At 45.9% G+C, this 20923-nt stretch carries 16 protein-coding genes; 12 read left to right on the top strand and 4 right to left on the bottom strand.

Going from position 1 to position 20923, the window contains the following annotated elements; genetic code table 11:
- Nucleotides 1-18 precede the first annotated feature (18 nt).
- The gene (gltX, locus tag HZF10_RS04285; protein WP_176004952.1) at nt 19-1524 is read right to left on the bottom strand and encodes a glutamate--tRNA ligase; all 1506 of its coding nucleotides are present in this window, start codon (nt 1522-1524) and stop codon (nt 19-21) included.
- A gap of 154 nt (nt 1525-1678) precedes the next feature.
- Here gltX and HZF10_RS04280 point away from each other — a divergent pair, with 154 nt between their 5' ends.
- The 6 genes from HZF10_RS04280 (at nt 1679) to HZF10_RS04255 (ending at nt 11439) form a co-directional block, all read left to right on the top strand.
- Nucleotides 1679-5092, top strand: coding sequence for a DUF4175 family protein (locus tag HZF10_RS04280; RefSeq protein WP_176004951.1), 3414 nt, complete (start codon nt 1679-1681; stop codon nt 5090-5092).
- Entirely contained in the window at nt 5079-5498 is a 420-nt protein-coding gene (gene ybeY / locus HZF10_RS04275; RefSeq protein ID WP_176004950.1) for an rRNA maturation RNase YbeY, read from the top strand. Before HZF10_RS04280 ends, ybeY begins: the two co-directional genes overlap by 14 nt.
- 45 nt (nt 5499-5543) lie before the next feature.
- Complete coding sequence (mnmG, locus tag HZF10_RS04270) at nt 5544-7415, top strand: tRNA uridine-5-carboxymethylaminomethyl(34) synthesis enzyme MnmG (RefSeq protein WP_176004949.1); 1872 nt, start codon at nt 5544-5546, stop codon at nt 7413-7415.
- Between the two features lie 84 nt (nt 7416-7499).
- Nucleotides 7500-8348 carry a class I SAM-dependent methyltransferase gene (locus HZF10_RS04265; RefSeq protein WP_176004948.1) on the top strand — a complete coding sequence of 283 codons (849 nt, stop codon included), beginning with the start codon at nt 7500-7502 and terminating at the stop codon, nt 8346-8348.
- Between the two features lie 94 nt (nt 8349-8442).
- Entirely contained in the window at nt 8443-9045 is a 603-nt protein-coding gene (locus tag HZF10_RS04260; RefSeq protein WP_176004947.1) for an OmpH/Skp family outer membrane protein, read from the top strand.
- 111 nt (nt 9046-9156) lie between these two features.
- Nucleotides 9157-11439: a helix-turn-helix domain-containing protein gene (locus tag HZF10_RS04255; protein ID WP_176004946.1), complete on the top strand. Its 2283-nt coding sequence runs from the start codon at nt 9157-9159 to the stop codon at nt 11437-11439.
- Here the strand turns inward: HZF10_RS04255 and HZF10_RS04250 are convergent.
- Both HZF10_RS04250 and HZF10_RS04245 read right to left on the bottom strand, forming a co-directional pair.
- Nucleotides 11414-11794 carry a DoxX family membrane protein gene (locus HZF10_RS04250; protein WP_176004945.1) on the bottom strand — a complete coding sequence of 127 codons (381 nt, stop codon included), beginning with the start codon at nt 11792-11794 and terminating at the stop codon, nt 11414-11416. The two genes, HZF10_RS04255 and HZF10_RS04250, sit on opposite strands and share 26 nt — an antisense overlap.
- 4 nt (nt 11795-11798) lie before the next feature.
- Entirely contained in the window at nt 11799-12947 is a 1149-nt protein-coding gene (locus HZF10_RS04245; RefSeq protein WP_176004944.1) for a DNA polymerase III subunit, read from the bottom strand.
- 126 nt (nt 12948-13073) lie between these two features.
- Here HZF10_RS04245 and HZF10_RS04240 point away from each other — a divergent pair, with 126 nt between their 5' ends.
- The 6 genes from HZF10_RS04240 (at nt 13074) to HZF10_RS04215 (ending at nt 20104) form a co-directional block, all read left to right on the top strand.
- The gene (locus tag HZF10_RS04240; RefSeq protein ID WP_176004943.1) at nt 13074-14162 is read left to right on the top strand and encodes a sensor histidine kinase; all 1089 of its coding nucleotides are present in this window, start codon (nt 13074-13076) and stop codon (nt 14160-14162) included.
- Complete coding sequence (locus tag HZF10_RS04235; protein WP_176004942.1) at nt 14159-14860, top strand: LytR/AlgR family response regulator transcription factor; 702 nt, start codon at nt 14159-14161, stop codon at nt 14858-14860. The genes HZF10_RS04240 and HZF10_RS04235 overlap by 4 nt, the downstream gene beginning before the upstream one ends.
- A gap of 266 nt (nt 14861-15126) precedes the next feature.
- On the top strand, nt 15127-16314 hold the full coding sequence (locus tag HZF10_RS04230; protein WP_176004941.1) for a phosphoglycerate kinase: 1188 nt from the start codon (nt 15127-15129) through the stop codon (nt 16312-16314).
- 284 nt (nt 16315-16598) lie between these two features.
- Complete coding sequence (locus HZF10_RS04225) at nt 16599-18647, top strand: LysM peptidoglycan-binding domain-containing protein (protein ID WP_176004940.1); 2049 nt, start codon at nt 16599-16601, stop codon at nt 18645-18647.
- A 39-nt stretch (nt 18648-18686) separates the two neighbouring features.
- A complete protein-coding gene (locus HZF10_RS04220) occupies nt 18687-19655 on the top strand; it encodes a DUF4837 family protein (protein ID WP_176004939.1) in 969 nt (322 codons plus the stop codon).
- A gap of 2 nt (nt 19656-19657) precedes the next feature.
- Nucleotides 19658-20104, top strand: a complete 447-nt coding sequence (locus tag HZF10_RS04215) for a GNAT family N-acetyltransferase (protein WP_176004938.1) — start codon at nt 19658-19660, stop codon at nt 20102-20104.
- Here HZF10_RS04215 and HZF10_RS04210 read toward each other — a convergent pair whose 3' ends face one another.
- On the bottom strand, nt 20105-20923 hold the full coding sequence (locus HZF10_RS04210) for an OmpA family protein (RefSeq protein ID WP_176004937.1): 819 nt from the start codon (nt 20921-20923) through the stop codon (nt 20105-20107).

Here is a 20923-nt window from a genome sequence, read left to right as displayed (position 1 = left end):
TTTACGGGAGCTTTTCTTTTATAAGTTGGCGATGGCACGCTTTATTCGCGATACGGTTTCCTCTTTGCCGATGATTTCGATGATATCGAACAAATGCGGGCCTTTTAAGGCGCCTACAACGCTTAAACGCAGCGGTTGCATGACTTTGCCCATGCCGATCTCGTTTTTGGCCATCCAGTCCTTTACGATTGTTTCTACGTTCGAAGAAGTGAAATCTTCGATGTCTTCGAGCAATTGGAACAGATCACTCATCAAACCTGGCGTATCTTCTTTCCAGTTTTTGGATGCTTTTTCGTCGTAAATCGTTGGCGCTTCAAAGAAATAGTCGGATAATTCCCAGAATTCAGAAACGAAATGAGCGCGTTCTTTGATCAGCGAAACGATTCTGACGAGTTTGCTTTCATCGATTGAAATTCCTTTTTCGGTTAGAGTAGGAGCGAACAATCCGGCCAATTCCTCATCTGATTTCCTGACGAGATATTGATGGTTGAACCATTTGTTCTTCTCGGGATCGAACTTCGCGCCGGCTTTGTGTACGCGGTTCAAATCGAAGCTTTGCGCCAATTCGTCTAGAGAGAAAAGCTCCTTGTCGGTACCGTCGTTCCAGCCCAAGAGCGCGAGGAAGTTGACTACCGCTTCGGGGAAGAAACCTTTTTCACGATATCCCGACGAGATGCCTTCCTCGGTTTTCCATTCCAAAGGAAACACCGGGAATCCCATTTTGTCGCCGTCGCGTTTCGATAGTTTGCCGTTTCCGATAGGTTTCAAGATCAACGGCAAGTGCGCGAATTCCGGAGCTTCCCAACCGAACGCGCGATACAAAAGCACGTGGAGCGGTAGTGAAGGCAACCATTCCTCACCGCGGATCACATGAGACGTTTCCATCAAATGGTCGTCTACGATGTTGGCCAAATGGTATGTCGGCATGCCGTCGCTTTTGAACAAAACCTTATCGTCGAGCAGGTTCGTATCGAACTTGATGTCGCCTCGGATGATGTCTTTCAAATGCAACGTCTCATCGACAGGCGTCTTGAAACGGATCACGTAATCTTCTCCGGCCGCAATCCTCTGCAAAACATTTTCGGCCGGATTCGTCAACGAATTGTCGAGTTTTTCACGGTTATGATGGTTGTAGATGAACGTTTTGCCTTGAGCTTCGTGCTCTTTTCTATGTGCGTCCAAAGTTTCTGCTGTGTCGAAAGCGATATAAGCGTTACCCGATGCGATCAGTCTGTCTGCATATTCCTTATACAAATGTTTGCGCTCGCTTTGGCGGTAAGGTGCGAATTTCTCGTTTTTCCCTACGGTTTCGGAAGGCGATATCCCAAGCCATTCCAAAGCTTCGAAAATGTATTCTTCGGCTCCTGGAACGAATCGGTTTTGGTCGGTATCCTCGATTCTCAGATAAAAAACGCCTCCGTGTTTCTTGGCGAACAGATAGTTGAAAAGCGCTGTCCTGACGCCGCCTATGTGAAGCGGTCCGGTCGGGCTTGGTGCAAAACGCACGCGAACTGGTCTTGACATTGTTGAAAAATTTGATGCAAAGATAGGATTTGTCGAAAGTCAAAAGTCGAAAGTAGAACGAAAATGACACGGTTATCAACAATTGCAGTCGCACAATTAACGTTTTGTTGACAGCCAAAATTGTTACTTTTATCGGTTATAGAAACCATCAGCATTGAAAACGACGAATCTCATTTACGAAAAGCTAGAGGCTTTTATCAGGAAATACTATACGAACGAGTTGATTCGCGGAAGTCTGTTCTTCGTCGGGCTCGGATTGCTGTACTTCTTGTTCACGCTTTCGATCGAATATTTCTTGTGGCTCAAGCCGTCGGCGAGGACATTTTTGTTCTGGGCTTTCGTTTTGGTCGAGTTGTTCCTGTTGGGAAGATTCATCCTGTGGCCGATTTCGAAACTTTTCAAATTGCAGAAAGGCATCGGATATGAAGAAGCGTCTAAAATCATCGGAAACCATTTTTCTGAAGTAAGTGACAAACTCACGAACTTTCTGCAGCTTTCGTCGGATAAAAACCAGTCGGAACTATTATTGGCGTCAATTGAACAAAAGGCAAATACGTTGCAACCCGTTCCATTCGGGAACGCGATCAACTTCAAGAAGAACCGAAAGTTCCTTCCTTTGGCGTTGCTTCCAATCTTGTTCGTGGCTTTCTTTTACATTTCCGGAAACGATGAATTCCTGTCGCAAAGCTTGAACCGCGTCGTGAATTACAAACAGCAATTCCTTCCGCCTGCACCTTTTAAATTCGTGGTGCTCAACGACAAGTTGCAAACGGAACAGAACCAGGATTTTATCTTTCGCGTGAAGACAGAAGGTAAGGTCGTTCCAGAAAACGCAATGATTTTCATAGGCGACGAAAGTTATTATATGGAATCGGAAAAAGCCGGAGAATTCCAATTCAGGATGGCCAAACCGGCCTCGAATCTTGAGTTTCACGTGGAAGCCAATACGGTGCGTTCAAACGATTACGAATTGGCGGTGATTACCGTACCGTCGATCGCGAATTTCGAGATGCAGTTGAATTTCCCGTCATATTTGGGTAAACACGCCGAAGTCATCAAAGGAACCGGAAACGCGATTGTTCCCGAAGGCACGCGCGTGACGTGGAAAATGAATACCCAGGCGACGCAAAATGTAGATTGGAAAGATGGCGTCAATAATTTTCCGTTCGTCAAATCGGATAATCAATTCATGCTTTCAAAAAATATTTCACAAAATACAGATTATCAAATACTTACATCTAACAGTAAAATTTCGAACTACGAAAAGCTCAATTATCGCATTTCCGTTGTCAAAGATCAATATCCGACAATTACCGTTGGTAATGCGCCCGATAGCCTGAAGGTAGAGAAGAATTATATTTTGGGTCAAGTGTCCGATGATTACGGGCTTTCGAAGTTGCAGGTCGTGTATTATCCGAAGGGAAATCCAGCCGCTGCCAAACGTGGAACAATTGCCGTAAAGCGCGATGTGTTCGATCAGTTCGTTTTTGCGTTTCCGTCTACGTTGCCGGTAGAGCAGGGCGTTTCGTACGAATACTATTTTGAGGTTTTCGACAATGATGCGCCTCACGGTTACAAGAGCAGCAAATCTTCGGTTTTTGCGGACAGGATTTCGACCGAGCAAGAAAAGGAAGATCAAATCCTTCAAGAACAGAACAGCAACATCAACAGTCTCGAGAAGTCGCTCAGGAATCAGGAGAAACAAATGTCTGAGCTCGATAAGCTACGCAATACGGGCAGGGAAAAGGACGACCTTGAATTCAAGGATCAGCAGAAAGTGAACGAGTTCATCAAACGTCAAAAGCAACAGGACGAAATGATGAAAGAGTTTACGAAGAAGCTCGAGGACAATCTCGAGAAGTTCAAATCTGATAAGAAAGACGAGTTCAAAGAAGAGTTGCAACGCCGCTTGGAGAATCAGGAAAAAGAGATGGAGAAGAACCAAAAACTTCTTGATGAACTAAAAGAACTCAACGACAAAATCAATAAAGAAGAATTGTTCGAAAAGATGGATCAATTCAAGCAAAATGCTAAGAATCAGTCTAAAAACCTCGAACAGCTTGTCGAATTGACCAAGCGTTATTATGTCGAGAAAAAGGCAGAGCAAATTGCTGATAAACTTGAAAAATTGGCAGAAAAGCAAGACAAGCTTTCAGAAAACGAGCAACAAAACAAGCAGGACAAGCAAGAAGAAATCAATAAAGAATTCGATAAGATTCAGGAAGAGCTTAAAGATCTTCAAAAAGACAATCAGGAGTTGAAAGCTCCAATGGATATTCCGAAGACCGAGAACCAGGAAAAGAGTATTGAAGACGATCTGAAGAAAGCCTCGGATGAACTCCAAAAAGGAAGTCAGAAAGGCGCTAAACCCAAACAAAAAAGTGCTTCCAAAAAAATGGAGGAAATGGGCAACAACATCATGCAAAGTATGGGCGGAGGCCAAATGGAGCAGATGGAAGAAGATGTGAAAATGCTACGTCAGATCTTGGATAATTTGCTTGCTTTTTCTTTTTCGGAAGAGAGTTTGATGAAGGATTTCAAAAACCTCAAACGCAACGCGCCTTCGTACAACAAGAACCTCAAATTGCAACAGGATTTGAAATTGCAATTCAAGCATGTCGATGACAGCCTTTTTGCGATGTCGCTCCGCAATCCGAAAATCACAGAAAATGTGACCAACGAGATTGGCAATGTGCATTACAACATGGATAAGTCGTTGGACGCATTCGTTGAAGCACAAGTAGCAAAAGGAACTTCCCATCAGCAATACGCGGTTTCGTCTGCAAACAAATTGGCCGATTTTCTAAGTGAAATCATGAACAGTATGCAAATGCAGATGTCGATGCCAGGATCGGGTGGAAATGGAAAACCGTCACCGGGTCAAGGACAAGGAATGCAGTTGCCGGATATTATCCAAAAACAGCAAGGCCTCGGACAAAAGATGAAAGAAGGTATGAAGGACGGTGAAAACCCCGGTGACAAAGAAGGAAATGGCGAAAAACCCGGAGAGAAAGGCAAACCCGGTCAAAAAGGCCAGCAAGGAAAAGGCCAAGGGCAAGATGGTAAAGGCCAGCAAGGCGACAAAGGCAAAAGCGGAAACGGCGGGAAAAGCAATGGTCAGGGTGAAGGTTCACAAGGTGACGACGGTGAAGGAGACGCACGCGAAATAATGGAGATTTACAAAGAGCAACGCCAATTGCGCGAAGCCTTGCAAAACGAATTGAACAAACAAGGATTGGGCGGACAAGGCCAGAATGCCATCGACCAAATGAAACAGATCGAAAAGCAATTGCTCAACAAAGGGTTTAATAACGAGACGTTGCAGAAAATCCTGAATTTGAAATATGAGTTGCTCAAGTTGGATAAGGCCGTTCAGCAGCAAGGCGAGGAGAAGAAACGTCAGTCTGAAACCAATAAAAAGGAGTTTAATAATCAATCGAATGCGCTTCCTAAGACTTTGCAGGATTATTTGAACAGCATTGAGATATTAAACAGACAAAGCTTACCTTTGCGCTCCAATTATAACCAGAAGGTTCAGGAATATTTTAAAGGCAATGATAAGCTTTAACTACGAGACCGAATTCGAAATCGACAACGAAATTGCTTATGAGAAGTGGATTTCGAGCATCATCGTTTCCGAAGGAAAAAGAGAAGGTGACATTAATTATATTTTTTGCGATGATGAATATCTGCTCGAAATCAACCAAAAGTATTTGGATCACGACACGTTGACCGACATTATCAGCTTTGATTACAGTGTAGGAAACGAATTACATGGTGATATTTTCATATCAATCGAGCGAGTGAAGGATAATGCACTAGATTTCAACGTCGATTTCGATATAGAATTGAAACGTGTGATGGCTCACGGCGTTCTGCATTATTGCGGATACAAAGACAAATCGGAAGCCGATGAAGTTGTCATGAGAACCAAAGAGGAAGAAAAGATGCGAATGTTCCACGTGGAACCTTAAACATCTGAATGTAGAATTTGAATTACGTGTTTCACGTGGAACATTATGTTTGAAAATGTTTATGATGTTATAGTGGTCGGCGCGGGCCACGCAGGATCTGAAGCAGCGGCGGCTGCAGCCAACATGGGCTGCAAGACGCTTTTGGTCACGATGAGCTTGCAAAACATAGCGCAGATGTCGTGCAATCCGGCTATGGGCGGAATCGCGAAAGGCCAAATCGTGCGCGAAATCGATGCTTTGGGCGGGTATTCAGGAATTGTTTCAGACAATACCGCAATCCAGTTCAAAATGTTGAACAAGTCGAAAGGACCGGCCATGTGGTCGCCTCGTGTCCAAAGCGACCGTATGCGATTTGCAGAAGAATGGCGTCTCATGCTCGAAGCAACCCCGAATCTCGATTTCTATCAAGAGATGGTTCGCGGTCTGATAATCGAGAACGGAAAAATTGAGGGAATCAAAACTTCTCTCGGTGTCGAGATCAAAGCGAAAACCGTCGTGCTCACGAACGGAACTTTTTTGAACGGGTTGATCCACATCGGAGAAAAACAATTCGGTGGCGGAAGGGCAGGCGAGAGTGCCGCATTCGGAATCACCGAAGATTTGGCCAAAGCCGGATTTGAAGCCGGACGTATGAAAACCGGAACGCCACCACGCGTAGACGGCCGCTCGCTCGACTATTCTAAAATGAATGAAGAGAAAGGCGACGCAAACCCACAAAAATTTTCATATTCCGATATGACAAAGCCGTTGACAGTTCAACGGTCATGTTATATGACCTACACATCGCCCGAAGTCCACGATATTTTGCGTGAAGGGTTTGATCGTTCGCCCATGTTCAACGGAAGGATTAAAAGCCTAGGGCCGAGATATTGTCCATCAATCGAAGATAAAATCAATCGTTTTGCGGATAAGGAGAGACATCAGATTTTTGTCGAACCCGAAGGATGGAATACGGTCGAAGTATACGTGAACGGATTTTCGACATCACTTCCAGAAGATATTCAATACAAAGCCCTTAAAACGGTTGCCGGATTCGAGAATGTCAAATTCTTTCGTCCAGGTTATGCAATCGAATACGATTATTTTCCGCCGACACAACTCAAACACACTCTTGAAACAAAATTAGTCGAAGGATTGTACTTTGCTGGTCAGATTAACGGGACGACGGGTTACGAAGAAGCCGCTTCCCAAGGATTGATGGCGGGAATCAATGCAGCGTTAAAAGTAAAGCAGCAAGATCCGTTTATTTTGAAACGCGACGAGGCTTACATCGGTGTCTTGATCGACGACTTGATTACCAAAGGAACCGAAGAACCGTATCGCATGTTTACCTCAAGAGCGGAATATCGTACGTTGCTTCGCCAGGATAATGCCGATTTCCGTCTTACACCAAAATCACACGCCATCGGATTGGCTTCAAACGAACGTATGCAACGAATGGAGCATAAGTTCAACGAGAGCGAAAAGATGGTGAATTTCTTCAAACAGACGAGTGTGTCTGTTGAGGAAGCAAATCCGATTCTGCAAGAAAAGGAAAGCGCACTCATGAGCCAGTCCGATAAAATGTTCAAGGTTTTCTCGCGACCGCAAATCGAATTGGAGGATGTTCTTAAATTCGACAAGGTAAAAGAATACATTGCCGAGAACGATCTCGACATGGAAATCATCGAGCAAGCCGAAATCCAGGTGAAATATTCGGGCTATATAGAAAAAGAACGCAATAATGCCGATAAGCTGACGCGTTTGGAAGATGTCAAGATTCCCGAAAATTTCGATTATGAGAAAATCAAATCGATGTCTATTGAAGCAAAACAGAAACTTTCGGCAATCCGCCCGATAAATATTTCTCAAGCATCGAGAATAAGTGGCGTTTCTCCAAGCGATATTTCGGTGTTATTGGTTCACATGGGCAGATGAGTTTCACGTGGAACGAATGTCGGAAAGCCTTATAAATAAAGAGATTGCTGTGTTTTTCACGGCAATTTTGTTTTAAAAACAAGTATGAATTCAACTGAAAAAAAAGCATTTTTGACCGTTAAAGATCATTCGGTGTCTAAAGAAACTTTCCAATTACTCAAAGATGAGCGGTTAGATTTGCTTTACACATTTCCAAAACCCGAAGGAGAGAAACTCGCGGCTTATTACGAAAGCGACGATTATATTTCGCATACCGACGGAAAACGTTCGCTTTTTGAAAAAGTTTATCAGTTTATTAAAAAAATAGCGCTCAAAAACAAGTTGAATCTTGTAAACACGCTTCAACCGTCAAAAGGACGTCTTTTGGATATCGGGGCGGGAACTGGCGATTTTTTGTCGGTTGCAAAAGAAAATGGCTGGAATGTTTCGGCGATAGAACCTAGCACTAAGGCAAGATCGATTGCAGAAGCAAAAGGAATCCAATTTTCAAATGGAACTGAAGATTTTGAAAACGGTTCATTCGACGCCATCACCATGTGGCATGTTTTGGAACACGTTCCCGATCCGTCGGCTCAACTTTTGGAATTGAACCGCCTTCTTAAACCAAATGGCGTCATCATAATAGCTGTTCCTAACTTCAAATCGCACGATGCGGAATTGTATGGGGAATTTTGGGCAGCTTACGACGTGCCACGACATTTGTGGCATTTCTCGAAGTCAGCCATTGCAAAATTGAGCGAAAATGCAGGTTTGAAGCTCGTCGACACACGGCCGATGCCGTTCGATGCGTTTTATGTCAGCTTGTTGTCTGAAAAATACCGTTCGGGTGCGATGAATCCGATAAAAGCGTTTCTTAACGGTTTGAAATCCAACAATAAAGCTAAAAAAACGGGCGAATATTCGTCTTTGATTTACATAATCAAGAAAGCATAAACCATCAGAGCCCGAAATTTGGGACAAAACTTCTGCGCTCGCCTAATTTTTATACTTTTACGCAAACTTTAAAAAACCGAAATACAGATACAGAATGAAAAAGACGCTGGCAATATTGGCAATCGCAATCACTTTCGCTTCGTGCAACAAATCGGCCGAGCAAGCACAGTTCAAAACCGCTTACGTAGACACCGAGCAACTCATGAAGGATTACACCGAAATGAAAGACCTCGAAGCGAAATACAAAGCAAAAGGCGAAGAAATGGGCAAGGAATTGAAAGCCGAAACCGATCGCTGGAAGCGCGATGCCGAAGCTTTCCAACAAAAAGCACGCGCGCTGGGCGAAATCTGGGCGCAACAAAACAGCGGGCCGCTTGCCCAAAGACAACAGCAGTTGCAATATGCACAACAAGCGTTACTTCGTCAATTGCAGGAAGAGAGCGGAGTGGAGCAGGATTCTGTAGTGACTAAAGTCGAGAAATTCCTAAAAGATTACGGAAAAGAAAAAGGCTACGATTATATTTTCGGAACAGGCGCTTCTGCTTCTGTGCTTTACGCGAAAGACCAATATGATATCACCAAAGATGTGGTAAAGGCCATGAACGAGAAGTACGAAAAAGAAGGCAAAAAAGAGACCGCTAAGCCAGAGGCGAACGATCAGGCGAAAGCCGAAACTGCTCCGGCCGAGAAAAAATAAGTCGAATGAAATGCCATGAAAAATGCTTTCCATACGGGAGGCATTTTTTATTTATGTGCGCTGATTTTTAACGAATTAATTTGTATTTTTCCGAATCCAATACACGCCAAAATGATACTGTCTGAAGCCGCATCCTACGTTTTGCGATTCATCAACCAAACGAATCGCTCGATCTTCCTCACCGGAAAAGCCGGTACCGGAAAAACCACACTCCTTCGCGAAATCATCCGGACCACACACAAAAATACCGTCGTGGTCGCACCAACGGGAATTGCTGCCCTGAATGCGGGCGGCGTCACGATCCATTCGATGTTTCAGTTGCCGTTCGGGGCTTTTATTCCCGATTATTCCACGCCGACGTTTTCCGATTCTGTAAAATTCGAGACGCGCGACAGCCTAAGACGCCATTTCAAGATGAATGCGGTAAAACGCAGCGTCATCCGGAACATGGAATTGCTGATCATAGACGAAGTCAGTATGTTGCGTGCCGATTTACTAGATGCGGTCGATTTCATGATGCAGTCCGTGCGCAAGAAAAGCGCTCCATTTGGCGGCGTACAAGTTTTGTTTATCGGTGATTTGCTGCAACTTCCACCTGTGGTCAAGAACGAGGAATGGGATACGCTCCGCAAATATTACCGCGGCAAGTTCTTTTTCCATTCGCATGTCGTGCAGCAGCATCCGCCTTTGTACATAGAGCTTACCAAGATTTTCCGCCAGACAGACGACGTTTTCATCAACATCCTCAACAATCTGCGCAACAACATTGTTTCACGTGAAGACGTACAAGCTTTGAACGCTCATGTGAAACCCGATTTCAACCTGCGCGACAATCCCGGTTTCATCACGCTGACGACGCACAATGCCAAGGCCGATGCGATCAATTTCGCGGCTTTGGAGGTTTTGGACCAAAGAACGTTCGAATATTCGCCCGAAATCACCGATGATTTTCCCGAAAAGATTTATCCGATCGAAGAAAAACTGCGGCTCAAAGTCGGGGCGCAGATCATGTTCGTGAAAAATGATTTGTCGGCCGAGAAATTGTTTTATAACGGAAAAACCGGAACTGTGGCGGCTTTGTCACAACAGGAAATCCTCGTCCACTTTCCCGAGGAAAACAAAACTATCCCTGTAGAGCGATACGAATGGCAAAACATCCGCTATGTCGTGAATCCGAATACGAAAGAGATTACCGAAGAGGTTTTGGGTACGTTCGTGCATTACCCGATCAAGCTTGCGTGGGCAATTACCGTCCATAAAAGCCAGGGATTGACGTTCGACAAAGCTGCGCTTGACGTAAGCCATATTTTCCAGCCCGGACAAGCCTATGTCGCTTTTTCGCGACTTCGTTCGTTAGACGGCCTTATTTTGCTTTCTCCGCTAAAGATGAATGGCCTCGAGAACGATCCCGATGTCATGCAGTACGCCGAAAACCGAGCCGATTTTGACATTCTCGAACATTCTTTAAAACGCGAGAGCCAAGGTTTTGTGCGCAACGTTTTGAAAAACAGCTTCGAATGGCAGGAATTGGCACAGCAATGGCGCAACCACAAATTCAGTTACACGCAAGAAACCGCGAGAAGCGAGAAAGGAAAACACAAAACCTGGGCCGACGAACAATACGCAACCCTTGAGAAACTGCTCGATCCGGCCGCGAAATTCATGATGCAACTCGACCGGCTATTTGATTCTGAAACTACTGATATCCAATTCATTTCGGAGCGCATAGAGGCGGCGATCAATTATTTCCTGCATCCGATGGATAAACTCGTAGGAGAACTTCTGCTTAAGATAGAAGAGGTGAGACGCGTCAAAAAAACCAAGGAATTTTACTCGGAACTTATAGAGCTTGAGGAAGAACAGACCAAAGCCGTACTGCAATTGCTGCGCATGAAACGCTTTATGGAAGTGGTCGCTTCAGGAGCGGAAATTTCCAAAGAAAGCCTTTCGACTGTCGCGGCCAAAAATTATCGCGACGACAAAATCCGCGAAATCCGCGAACTGTTCACGCAAAAATTCGGCGAAGTTATTCCGGATGACGCGCCAATCGGACGCACCTCATCCAAAAAACAGAAAAAAGAGCCGAAGAAACACACCGTTCAAGAGACGTACGAATTGTGGCAACAGCAAATGTCGGTCAAGGAAATAGCCGCGCATCGAAAGCTTACCAAGCAAACGATTTATACGCATTTGGCAAAGCTGATCGAGAACCAATCAATCCTGATTTCAGATGTTTTGCCGCAGGATAGATTGGATGCACTTGCCGAAATCTTCATCGGATTTAATCCGGAAGATGCCGTCGGAACTTTAAAAGAGAAACACGGAGACGAATTCACCTGGGACGAACTCAAGCTCTACCGCGCCACGCTTAGCCTAGCCAATACACAGCCATGACCGCGGGAATAAAGTAAATCGCAATGGTGCGCGCGCCGTCATAATCTTTGGCGATGCGTTGCCCGAACAAAAGGAAAATCAACGTGATGCACGCGAAAACCGCTCCGTAGAAACCGTAATTGCGTTCGCCGTTCGTTAAGAGCTGTATGCTTCCGACGACGCAAAAAATACCGGCCACGAGTTCTAGCGCCAAAATGATGAACAAAGCCAAAGGCACGCTGTTGCGCAACAAAGTCTGGGCGAAATGTTCCTTGAGCCAGCCTACGTTGCCTTTCCAATCGGAGACTTTGTCGTAGCCCGATTGAATGAAAGTCACGGCCAAAAACAGCAAGATCAGTATGGATGCGTAGTTCATGGGGTTATTTTTTGTGGATGAGACGTGTGAGTTTTATCGATAGGTCGGTCAATACGATTTTCGCGTTCCCGTTGCGTTCGATGTGATAGATCGCGTCCGAAAGTTCGGCAAAAATTTCCGAAATGTTCTTGTCGTTCACAAAAGGCGCGAAGTTCTCGAGTTTGAACTTATCGACTTTCGGTTCGAAATAAACCAACGGTGTCGCCTGGTAATTGAGCAACAGCGCCTGGCGGAAAATATCGATGCAGAAATTCAGGAATTTTTTCTGTGTTTCGCGCCCCAAGCCGGCAATCGTCTCGCTCCAGACGATCAGGTCGGTTATCGCGGCCGCATTTCCTTTCGCTCGAAAAGCGGCACGTACCCATTGCACGAACCATTCCTCGAAAGGCGTATCTTCTCCGTCTTCGTGCAGCAAATGCAACGCTTTGTTGAAATTTCCCTGTGCCTGTCTGGCCAAGCGCAACGCATCGCGCGGCACCATATTTTCACGGGAAACCAATGCTTCGGCGATCACTTTTTCGGGCAACGCGTTGAATTGCAATACCTGGCAACGCGAATGTATGGTTTGCAAAATATCTTCCTCGTTTTCGGTAATCAGGATGAAAACGGTTTGCGGTTCTGGTTCTTCCAGCAGTTTGAGGATTTTGTTCGACGCCTCGGTGTTGAGTTTGTCGGCCATCCAGATGATCATGATCTTGTAACCGCCTTCGAACGATTTGAGTGCGAGCGATTTGAGGATTTCCTTCGCATCTTCAACCCGAATCTCGCCTTGCTTATTTTTCACACCGAGCATTTGATACCAATCGAAAAGGCTCGCATACGGATTCGTTTTGAGGAAGTCGCGCCAATCCGTCAAAAAATCGACGCTTTTCGGTTTGGTCTTGACGTCTTCGGTGGTCACCGTCGGATACACGAAATGCAAATCCGGATGCGCAAAATGATCAAATTTGAGGTTGCAGGCTTCGTTTCCGCCCGAATTTTCGGTTCCGGAATTGTTGCAGAGGATGAACTGCGCATACGCGATCGCCATCGGCAAAGTTCCGCTTCCTTCAGGTCCGACGAAAAGTTGGGCATGCGGAATGCGTCCCGAAGAAGCACTTTTTATCAGATGGCTCTTGAGATGTTCCTGGCCTAGGATTTCGGAAAACTGCATGTGGCAAATATAGCGTATTCGGCCAAAGCGACAAGCCGTGAAGCGCCATGTTTGAGCCAACTCCGCAGGAAATGTTTAATTTACCGCTTTAATTTCCGTCAGGTTTCACCAAACCGTACTTTCGCCATGAGAATGGGATATTTCGCCAAAATGAACTTCGCTTTTTATGCGACGCATGCGTGTTTGTGTGTGGCATTTTTGCTGCTTCCGTATATTTTTACGGCAGAAGGCGGGTTCATGCGCAGCCCGAACCTTTCGTGGAACGGGCACGACCGCACGTACTTTGGCGTGTATGTGTTCCTGCTGCTTTTCTTTTACCTGAATTATTATTTCCTGATCCCGAAATTGTATTTCGCACAGAAAAGGACGTTGTATTTCTTTATCGTTTTCCTGTTTTTGTGCTTCTTCCTGGCGATGGCGTTCTTGTTCGACAGGCCCGAAGTCTCGATATTGGGCGATGGTCCGAAATTCGGTCCGCCGCCCGGAATGCTTCACAATTTGCCGCCGCCTCCCGATTTCGAACCCGGATTCGGTCCGCCGATGATGAAACCCAACCAGAACGCGCACACGATCCTGATTTTCCTCACGGGTGTTCTGGCGAGTCTTTTCCTGTCGATAAGCCGCCGTCTGCAAGCCTCGGAACGCGATCGCATGGAAGCCGAACTTTCGCTGTTGAAAGCCCAGATCAACCCGCATTTTTTGTTCAATACGCTCAACAGTATTTACGCGCTGGCCATCCGAAAGGACGACAAGACCGCCGATTCGGTCGTGCAATTGTCCGAACTCATGCGGTATATCATGAACAATGCGAACAATAACGTGATCGGGCTCGACAAGGAAATCAACTACATCGACAATTTCATCGCGCTTCAAAGATCGCGTCTCGGCGATACGGTGAAGATCGATTATGTGTGCGTCGGCACGCCTTTCGGAAAACAGATTACGCCTTTGATCCTGATTTCGTTCATCGAAAATGCGTTCAAGCACGGTGTGAATCCCGATGAAAATTCCGAAATTCAAATCAGCATCGAAATCCTTGGCGATAAACTGAGGCTTTTCGTGTCGAACAGAAAAGTACATTCGGTGCATAATGAAGGTGGAATCGGCGTGGCGAATACACGCGAAAGGCTCGAAATGTTATACGCCGGACGTCATACCATCGATATCAAGGAAGACGAAGAGCATTATTCCGTAACGCTAACACTCGAATTATGATCCGCGCGATCGCTCTTGACGACGAACCGCCTGCGCTCGAAGTGCTTAAAGCTTTGTGCGACCAGGTCGATTATGTCGCTTTGCAGAAAACCTTCAACAAGGCCGATGAAGCGATGAAGCATTTGCGCAAGTATCCGGTCGATCTGCTTTTTCTCGACATCAACATGCCGTCAATTTCAGGTATCGATTTTTATCGGAATCTGCCGCACAAGACAATGGTGATTTTCACGACTGCTTATTCCGAATATGCCGTGGAAGGCTTCAACCTCAACGCCGTCGATTATATCATGAAGCCGTTTTCGCTGTCGAGGTTTACACAAGCCGTCGAAAAAGTGAAGACGCAATACAAGTACCAAAACCAGAATGCCGAACAGCAATTCTTGTTCATCCGCGCCGATTATAGCCTGATCAAGATTCCGATCGCCGATATTTTGTTCATCGAAGGGCTCGACGATTATCTCAAAATCCACATCCAAAATCAAAAAACGGTCGTGGCGCGCATGACGATGAAAGCGATTTTGGAAAAATTGCCGTCTTCGGGATTCATTCGCGTGCACCGTTCGTTTATCGTATCGATCCCGAAAATCGAGAAAGTCCGCAACAAAATTGTGCACATAGGCGAGGAGGAAATCCCGATTTCGGCGAGTTACGAAAAAGAATTCCTCGCGGCGATCAACAAGGACGAACAAAACGTCTGAAATCTGCGCTTTACGAAATCGATTGCGTTGAAAATCCACCTCAATATTTTTCGAATTTACCTCTTTAAGTTTCAGACTGTGTGGCTTTTGCGTTCATTTGTGACGGACTGTGATGCGATGCGAAAACAGTCCGACCGACTCAATTTTTACCTGTTTTACGAAAAAACCTCTTTTGTCTGCGCCTACTAGGACAATCGAGGTTTTTTGTTGGGTTTTCGGGTCGTCGGAAAAACCTATATTTGTGCTTCTCTTAAAATCAGACACGAATGAAAACCGTAGACAATTTCGATTTCAAAAATAAAAAAGCCTTGATCCGCGTGGATTTCAACGTTCCTTTGGACGACAATTTCAACGTGACCGACGACACGCGCATCGAAGCCGCAAAACCGACCATCGACAAAATCCTCAAAGACGGCGGAAGCGTCATTTTGATGTCGCATTTGGGTCGTCCGAAAGGCAAAGAAGAAAAATATTCGCTTAAGCACATTTTGGATAAAACGTCTGAAATTCTTGGCGTTAAGGTGAAATTCGCCGAAGATTCGAGAGGTGAAGTCGCCAAAAAAGCGTCCGAAGATTTGAAACCCGGAGAAGTGCTGATGCTCGAGAACCTGCGTTTTTACAGCGAGGAAGAAGCCGGAGACGAAACGTATGCGAAAGAACTTGCGTCTTTGGGCGACATTTACGTGAACGACGCGTTCGGAACGGCTCACCGCGCGCATGCCTCGACGACGATCATCGCGAAATTCTTCCCGAACGACAAATGTTTCGGGTACTTGCTCGCCAAGGAAATCGACAGTCTCAACAAAGTTTTGAAAGACAGCAAAAAACCGGTAACCGCGGTTCTTGGCGGATCGAAAGTTTCGACCAAAATCACCGTAATCGAAAACATCCTCGACAAAGTCGACCACATGATTTTGGGCGGCGGGATGACTTTCACGTTCATCAAAGCGCAAGGTGGCGAAGTCGGCGATTCGATCTGCGAAAACGACAAACTCGACCTGGCGCTTGAAATCCTTGAAAAGGCCAAACAAAAAGGCGTCCAGATCCATATTCCCGTAGATGTGGTTGCCGCGGATTCGTTTTCGAACGATGCCAAAACGCAAATCATTGACGTGACTAAAATCCCGGCGGGCTGGCAAGGGCTTGACGCGGGTCCGAAATCTTTAGAGAATTTCAGGAAAGTGATCCTCGAATCAAAAACAATCCTTTGGAACGGGCCGCTTGGCGTTTTCGAGATGGAAAATTTCGCAAACGGAACGATCGAACTCGGAAATTACATTGCCGAATCGACCAAAAACGGTGCATTTTCACTTGTCGGCGGCGGAGATTCGGTTGCGGCAGTGAAACAATTCGGACTTGAGCCGAAAATGAGTTATGTGTCTACGGGCGGAGGCGCAATGCTCGAAATGCTCGAAGGAAAAACCCTTCCCGGAATCGCAGCGATTTTGGAATAGAATAGTATCGCGATACTGTAACAAGACGGTCCATTCGACCGTCTTTTTTGTTAATAATGTTGATGAGAATGTTAAAAAGTATACTGTTAGAATCAATTTGAAGTTATATCATTAGCGAATTTTGTTATAGTATTATTATGTTTGCAAAATCCCAAAAAGTTGTAAAATAGCTTTTTGGCAACGTTCTGGTAAACAGTGCGACAAAATTTTCAAAGAAAACAAATCACGAATTGAAGCCGCGATCACTGAGGATTTCCCGTATCGCGGTCCTAAAAACGTAGAGAATGAATTTAAGAAATGCCACACTTTCTTTGCTGCTTCTCCTCTCGGCCTCGACCTTTGCACAAGAGTCGGCTCAACTTGAAACAGCTGTAAAACCTGAGATCAAACTTTCGTACCTCGATTCCATCAAAGCCACTTTCGTTTACGATAACATGGCGGCCTGCGTAGACAGCCTTTGGATGAAAGAGCTAACAAATCCCGAACTTTTCAATGATCTTTCGGCAGACATCCGCAACATCGACCTCGATCAAAAGGTAGATTACAGCGAAGGATGGTCGACCGAACTTTTCAAGAAGCGTTTGGCCGAGATGGATACGAAATCGCCGTTCAACATCGAGTACAATCCGGGGCTTGAAAATCTCACGAAAAATTTCCTCAAAAACAGAAAACGCGCCTACGAACGCCTTATGGCCATCTCGGAATATTATTTCCCGATGTTCGAGGAAGCGCTTGCGAAATACAACGTTCCGCTAGAAATCAAGTATCTGGCGATCGTCGAATCGGCATTGAACCCGAAAGCGGTTTCAAGAGTCGGCGCGACCGGACTTTGGCAGTTCATGTACCAAACCGGTAAACAGTACAATCTTAAAATCGATTCGTATGTCGATGAGAGAAGCGACGTACTCAAAGCCAGCGAAGCCGCGGCCCAATACATGGCGAACATGTACCGTATTTTCGGCGATTGGGATTTGGTTTTGGCCTCTTACAATTCCGGGCCCGGAAACGTAGCAAAGGCGATCCGTCGTTCGGGCGGAAAACAGAATTACTGGAACATCCGTAAGCACCTTCCGCAGGAAACCGCAGGTTATGTGCCGGCTTTCCTGGCCACGATGTACATTTACGAATACCACAAGGAACATGGAATCGTTCCGAACCGCGCGCTCGTCAAGCATTTCCAGACCGATACGGTCATGGTGCGCAAGCAGCTCACGTTCAAGCAGCTTTCCGATTTGTTGGACATTCCGGTTTCACAATTGCAATTGCTGAATCCGTCGTATAAACTCAACACGATTCCGGCCTACTTCGACAAGGCGCATTATTTGAGATTGCCGAACGACAAGATGGCGATCTTCACCTCGAACGAAGAAAAAATCTATGCGTATGCCGAACATGAAGGCAGCCGTCGCGAGCGTCCTTACAGCGTGATCCAATCGGCTTTGGCCAGAAAAGATTCGACCAAACAGGCAACCGATGCCGAAGACGGTTATGTTTCCAAAACCCGCGTGCGTTACCACAAAGTGCGCAAAGGCGACAGCTTGGGCGAGATTTCAGACAAGTACGGCGTTTCTATCGCGAGCATCAAAAAATCGAACGGATTGCGCAAAAATGTCGTACCTCTTGGGCGAACTTTGAAAATCGTGACGACCGAATCGGTAGCCGTGAATTCGAAAAAATCGAAACCGGAACCGAAAGAAGAAACTGCGATCGCATCGAACGACAAAAAAGAAGAAACCACACCGGCAACTTCAACAACTGTTACAGCTAACGAAAACCCACAATTTTACGTAGTTGAAAAAGGCGACAACATTGCCGGAATCGCACGCAAATTCAACGTGAGCGTAGACGATCTCAAGAAATGGAACAACCTTTCGGACAACACCGTGCGTTTGAACAGCAAGCTCAAGATTTCGGATATCATCAACGGAAACGAGGACGCCGCGAAATCGGAAGAACCGAAATTCAAGAATGTCGAATACGTAGTCGTCAGAGGCGACAATTTGAGTACGATCGCCAAGCGCAATAACGTGTCTATGGACGATTTGAAAGAATGGAACAACCTTTCGGACAACAACGTGATGATCGGTACGAAGCTTATCGTGGCGAAAACGGAAATCGCGAACGATATCGCATCTGTCGAAAAACCGTCGAAAAAAGACCGATTGGCGTCGTCTTCCAAGAAATTGGATGAACACTATTACGTGAAGAAAGGCGACTCGTTGTTCAGCATCGCCAAGAAATATCCGGGCGTGAGCGTTTCAGACATCAAGAAATGGAACGGCATCAGCGGCAACAACCTCAAGCCAGGCATGAAGCTCAAGATTTCGGGCTGACGAAAAAATATTGATTACTTTTAGGGCTTTATTCAACTCATGAAGAAAGCCCTTTTTTTATTGCCGATTTTGACGCTCGTGCTGATCTGCTGCGAAAAAAAAGAGCCGTTTGCCGACGCGCAGCAAAACTACAACCAGGTTTCCCTCATCATCGACGATTTACTTTGGAACGGCGAGATCGGAGATTCGCTGCGCAACAAGTTCGCCACTCCGGTTTTGGGCCTGCCGCAGGAAGAGCCGTTGTTCACGATCAACCAATATCCCGTGAAATTGCTCGAAGGCTATATGACCAACAGCCGAAACATCATCGTGGTCAAAAAAACCGCGACGACGAGTTTCGAAATTCGTCAGAACCAATACATGACACCGCAAAACGTGGTGTACATCAACGGCAAGAACACGGCCGACATCATTGCGCTCATAGAAGAACACGCGCCCGAAATCATAAGCCGGATCCGCAGCACCGAAATCCAGCAGGCACAATTGCATCTTCGAAAATCACTCGAAAGCGACAAAGCCGTAGAGAAGAAATTCAAAGTCGCCATAGACATTCCGCCCGATTATCGTATGGTCATGCAACGCAAGCGCTTTTTGTGGTTCAAAAAGGAAATCGTGAGCGGCAGCACGAGCATCATCATTTATCAGATTCCTGAAAAAATCATGGGTACTCCGGGAGTCGGGAAAATCGTGAAGATGCGCGATTCCATCGGAAAGAAATACATACACGGTACGAAGCCCCAAGCCGATATGATGACCGAGAATTCGTATACGCCGTATTTTTCGTCTATCGCAATCGACGGACATCGCGCGTTCGAAACCCGCGGCACCTGGCAGCTCAACAACGATTTCATGTCCGGGCCATTCCTCAATTACTGCATTTACGACTCAAAACGTCGCGTGTATATCATCGCCGAAGGATTCTGTTACGCACCTTCGCGTGAAAAACGCGAACTCATGTTCGAACTTGAGGCGATCTTGAAGACGTTGCGTTTCCCATCCAAAAAATAAAAATGGAACTTAAATTCAAAATAAAGCGATTTGACGCACTTTCTGTGCCCGAACTATACCAAATCCTGCAATTGCGGTCTGAAGTGTTCGTAGTGGAGCAAAATTGCGTCTATCAGGACATCGATGGAAAGGATTCGAAAGCATTGCACCTTTTTGGCGAGGCAGATGGTAAAATCGTGGCTTACGCGCGGCTTTTCGACAAAGGCGATTATTTCGATGAAACGTCGATCGGAAGAGTAGTCGTATCGCCAAATTCACGCGATAAAAAGTACGGACACGATTTGATGCGCGAAGCCATAAACGCGATTTCAGAAAATTTCGGTACGACTGAAATCACGATTTCCGCCCAACTTTACCTCAAGAAATTCTATGAATCCCACGGGTTTGCGGCAGTTGGCGAAACGTATCTCGAAGACGATATCCCGCACATCAAAATGAAGCGCAAGTGATTATACTTTCGTGATTACCAATTCCACGCGGCGGTCGTATTCGGTTTCCTTGCCAAGCGGCACTTTGTTCCCGTAACCTTTGAACGTCATGCGTTCTTTTGCGATTTTCTTGAAGATCAGATATTTATAGACGGCTTCGGCGCGATTCGTGGATAGTTTGCGTTTTCGCGTGGCCAAATCGATGGCTTCGTTCTGATACGGCGGCACACAACACACATGGCCTTGCACCTCGAATTCGAGGTTTTTGTTCTTTTGGAGGATTTTCGCCAACTGGTCCAATTGGGTTTTGGCTTTAAATGTCAATTTGCTGCTGCCACGCTCGAACAACAGGTTCTCGAGATAGATGTGATCGCCGATTACCGGATTTTTCGGAATCGACGTATACATGCCCGGAAGCTGTATTTTCGGCAGCGGACGCAAATTCAAAACCACATCGACGCGTCGGTTTTTCGAGCGTTTTTCGGGAATCTTTTCGGGTTCCAGATCGTCCTCGATCATGATTTTCCCCTTGCCTTCGATGGTCACGATGACTTTGCTTTTGATACCGGCCGCGACGATGCGTTTCTGGACTTCGGCCGCGCGTTGCGTAGAAAGTTTGGTGTTGTAGGCGTCTTTTCCGCGGTCGTCGGTGTATCCGAAAATTTCGATGGACTCAATCCGCGTGGAATCGGCTTTTTTGATGAAATCGACCACTTCCTGGCCTTGTTTGGCGTCGAGCGCGAATTTGTCGAATTGGAAATAGACCGATTGTACGACATTCTCCTGAGCATGGGCAAAAGCGCAAAGGAAGAGCAGCGGAAACAGGAATTTCAGGCGCAT

The sequence above is a fragment of the Flavobacterium agri genome (assembly GCF_013401995.1).
Classification (GTDB): domain Bacteria; phylum Bacteroidota; class Bacteroidia; order Flavobacteriales; family Flavobacteriaceae; genus Flavobacterium; species Flavobacterium agri.
This window is presented reverse-complemented; position numbering and strand designations above follow the sequence as displayed.